A 3,784-nucleotide genomic window follows, 5' to 3' on the forward strand; every position below is an offset into this window, starting at 1 on the left:
CGGTTCTCGGGCAGGGTGATGACCGACGCGCCCTTGGCGGCCTTGGCCTCGGCGCTCGCACGGTCCACTGACTTGGCTGTGATGACCACGGCCGGACGGGGCGCGGGCTCGGGGAAGGCATGATCGCGCCGGGCCACGCCGCGCGTCACCTGCAGATAGACCAGCCCGTCGCGCACCCTGTTTCGGCGAATGGCTTCGCGCAGCACGCAGGTCAGGGCCGCCTGCCCCATCGGATGGGCGATCCGCAACTCGTCGAGGCTGCGCCAAAGGCGCGCGAAATGACCTGTGCAGTCGGCCAGCTTGCCGTCGAACACCGCCCACACCTCGTAGACCCCGTCGGCCAGCTGATAGCCACGGTCCTCGATATGCACCACGGCGTCGCCATGGCGAACGAAACGGCCATTCACATAGGCGAAACGCGACATCTACTCTTCCTCTTCCACCCGGGCGCCGGCCACGCCCAGGGACTTCAGTTTCCGGTGCAGGGCCGAGCGCTCCATGCCGATGAAATTGGCGGTGCGCGAGATGTTGCCGCCGAACCGCAGGATCTGGGCGTTGAGATATTCCCGTTCGAACAGCTCGCGCGCCTCGCGCAGCGGCAGGGCGATGATCCTTTCGGCCCCGATCGCGCCGGCATTGCCGCCGGTGGGCTGTTCCGAGGCGTTGAGCATCTCGGCGGTGATCACGTCGCCGGGCTCGCCCGAGGCCAGGATCAGCATCCGTTCGACATTGTTGCGCAGCTGACGAACATTGCCGGGCCAGGCCTGGACCTGCAGCGTCGCCAGAGCGTCTTCGCCCAGCTTGCGGCGCTGCAGGCCGGTGGCCTCGCAGATCCGGTCGACGAAATAGGCGATCAGTTCGGGGATGTCCTCGCGCCGCTCCGACAGGCCCGGAACCCGCACCGGCACGACATTGAGACGGTGGAACAGGTCCTCGCGGAACCGACCGGCGGCGATCTCATCGCGCAGGTCACGGGACGAGGATGAGATCACCCGGACGTCGACCTGCACATCGCTGTCGCCGCCGACCCGTCGGAAGCGCTGCTCGACCAGCACCCGCAGAATGCGACTCTGGGTCTCGCGCGGCATGTCGGCCACTTCATCGAGATAGAGCGTGCCGCCATGGGCCCGTTCGAACACGCCGATCTTGCGCGGGCGACCGCCTTCGCCCTCCTCCCCGAACAGTTCGACATCGAGGCGTTCCGGCGCCATGCCGGCGGCGCTGACCGCGACGAAATCGTTGCGCGACCGGGCGCTGGAGCCGTGGATCAGGCGCGCCACCAGTTCCTTGCCCGAGCCGGGCGGCCCCGAGACCAGCACCCGGCTATTGGCCGGGGCGACCTTGGCGATCAGCTGGCGCAGGGACTGGGCGGCGTTCGACTTGCCCATCAGACCGTCGGACGAGACGCTCTGGGCCTTCAGGCGGCGGTTCTCGCGCTTGAGATTGGCCGCCTCCAGGGCCCGCTCGACGACCAGCAGCAGCCGATCTGACTTGAAGGGCTTCTCGAGAAACTCATAGGCCCCGCGCTTGATGGCGCTGACGGCGGTTTCGATATTGCCGTGGCCCGAGATCATGATCACCGGCAGGTCGGGATCCAGTCCCTTGATCATGTCCAGCAGTTCAAGCCCGTCCAGGCCGCCGCCCTGCATCCAGATATCGAGGATTAGCAAGGCGGGCTTGCGAGCCCGCAAGGCCGCCAGCGCCTGGTCGGAGTCAGCCGCCATGCGCACGGCATAGCCCTCGTCCTCGAGGATGCCGCCCACCAGTTCACGGATATCGACCTCGTCGTCGACCACCAGGACGTCGGCGCTCATGTCATCTCCTCCAGGCTCGTCGGCGCGCTGGCGGCGGCCAGTCGCGCGGTCGTCGGGAATCTCAGCACCACCCGGGCTCCGGGGCCTTGCTGAGCGTCGGTCAGGGTCAGTTCGCCCTCATGGTCTTCCATGATGCGCTTGACGATCGCCAGGCCCAGGCCCGTGCCCTTTTCGCGGGTTGTGACATAGGGCTCGGTCAACCGGTCGCGATCCCGCGCGGGTAGGCCGACGCCGTTGTCTTCGATAATCAGGCACAGGTCGTCTTCGTCGGACACCAGCGTGGCCGAAATCCGGCCGGGCGGGTCGGGCTGAACCAGTCGACGGGCGGCCACCGCCTCGCCGGCGTTCTTGAGAATATTGGTCAGGGCCTGCCCTACCATCCGGACATCGCAATTGACCCAGACCTCGGCGGCGGGCTCCTCGAGCGCGATGGTGATCTCGCTGTCGACGAATCGCTGGGCGAAGACCGACTGACGCAGCAATTCGGTCAAATCGGCTGGCGCGAAACGGGGCGCCGGCATGCGGGCGAAGGCCGAGAACTCGTCGACCATCCGGCCGATGTCGCCGACCTGCCGGATGATCGTCTCGGTGCAGCGGTCAAAGGTCTCCAGATCGCTGGTGATGTCCTTGCGATACTTTCGGCGGATCCGTTCCGCCGACAGCTGGATCGGGGTCAGCGGGTTCTTGATCTCGTGGGCGATGCGCCGGGCGACATCCTTCCAGGCGGCGTTGCGTTGGGCGGCCACCAGACGGGTGATGTCGTCAAAGGTCAGGACCAGGCCTTCGGCGGCATGGCCGGCTGAACGCACCCGCAGTCGGCGCGTCTCACCGCCCCGCATCACGTCGACCTCGATCTCGGCGTCGGCCCGACCGCCGCTGATTTCCTCGATGACCGCGTCAAATTCCGGCGCGGCGTCGGTCAGGGGGCGGCCGACGGCGTCGTCATCGAGCGCCAGCAGCGCCCCGGCGCGGCGGTTGACGGCCGTGATCCGCCCCTCGGCGTCCAGGCCGACCACCCCGGCGCTGACGCCTGACAGCACGGTCTCGATGAACTGACGGCGCGATTCCGCGTCCAGTCGCGCTGTGCGCAAGGCGGCCTGCTGCGCCTGAAGATCCGTGGTCATCATGTTGAAGGCGTTGGACAAGGCCCGGATTTCGTCAGGCCCGACCGTGACGTCCACTCGGGCGTCAAGATCCCCGGCCGAGACCCGCCCAGCCGCCTGAACCAGGCCCGAAACCGGCGCCGCGATCGAATTGGCGGCGGCAATGCCCACCCAGACGGCGGCGACCAGCACCAGCAGGGCGGTCTCGATGTAGCTGAGCACGAAGATGCCCTGGATCCGGGCCTGGCTTTGCGCGGCCTCCCGATAGGAAACCAGCGACGCTTCGGTCTCCTTCAGATGGTTCATGATGCCGGCGTCCACGCGCCGGGCCACATAGAGATAGCCGTCCGGGAAGGCCTTGAGCCGATAGAGGGCCCGAAACAGATCGGCGCTGGCGAACTGTTCGGCCGAGACGTCGCCGGTGTCGGTCGCCTGGAAGGTCGAGGGCGGCGGCGCGAGGTAGGCGGCGAATCGGACCCCTCGGCCCGGGCGAGAATTCGGCCGTCACGATCCAGGACATAGGCGGCGGCGAAGCCGTTGTCCTCGGTGAGACCTGTCAGGAAATGGGCGAAGACGACCGGCGAGCGCTCCATGTCTGGCGCGACCTGATTGAGGTTGGCGGCCATGGTGACGATGTGGTCGCCGATATAGCTGGTCTGTTCCTCGACATAGGATCGGGCGACCGTGGCGGAATTTTCGACCACCGTGCGAACCCGGTCGCTGAACCAGCCCTCGACGCCGCGATTGACCAGCGACCGAAGAACAGGGCGACGATCACCGCGGGGGCCACGGCGGCCAGCGAGAACAGCCAACGAAACGCAGATGGAGCCGCGCCCCGGCGTCGCTGGAGCGGGCGTCGACCAGTTC

At 67.4% G+C, this 3,784-nt stretch carries 2 protein-coding genes and 1 pseudogene; all 3 read right to left on the reverse strand.

All coding sequences use genetic code 11. The features are described from left to right. A partial coding sequence (locus CSW58_RS11330; protein WP_201721649.1) for an aminotransferase class IV occupies positions 1–425 on the reverse strand: 425 nt, incomplete at its 3' end. Next, positions 426–1,814, reverse strand: coding sequence for a sigma-54 dependent transcriptional regulator (locus tag CSW58_RS11335; RefSeq protein ID WP_099447360.1), 1,389 nt, complete (start codon positions 1,812–1,814; stop codon positions 426–428). Continuing rightward, positions 1,811–3,784 (reverse strand): annotated as a pseudogene (locus CSW58_RS11340) (ATP-binding protein); the annotation flags it as partial. The gene CSW58_RS11335 and the pseudogene CSW58_RS11340, both read right to left, overlap by 4 nt.

This window comes from Caulobacter sp. B11 (assembly GCF_002737765.1).
Classification (GTDB): domain Bacteria; phylum Pseudomonadota; class Alphaproteobacteria; order Caulobacterales; family Caulobacteraceae; genus Caulobacter.

What these genes read in the sequence shown, in the direction of transcription:
- CSW58_RS11335 (WP_099447360.1), bottom strand. Translation starts at nt 1,814, where the DNA reads ATGAGCGCCGACGTCCTGGTGGTCGACGACGAGGTCGATATCCGTGAA.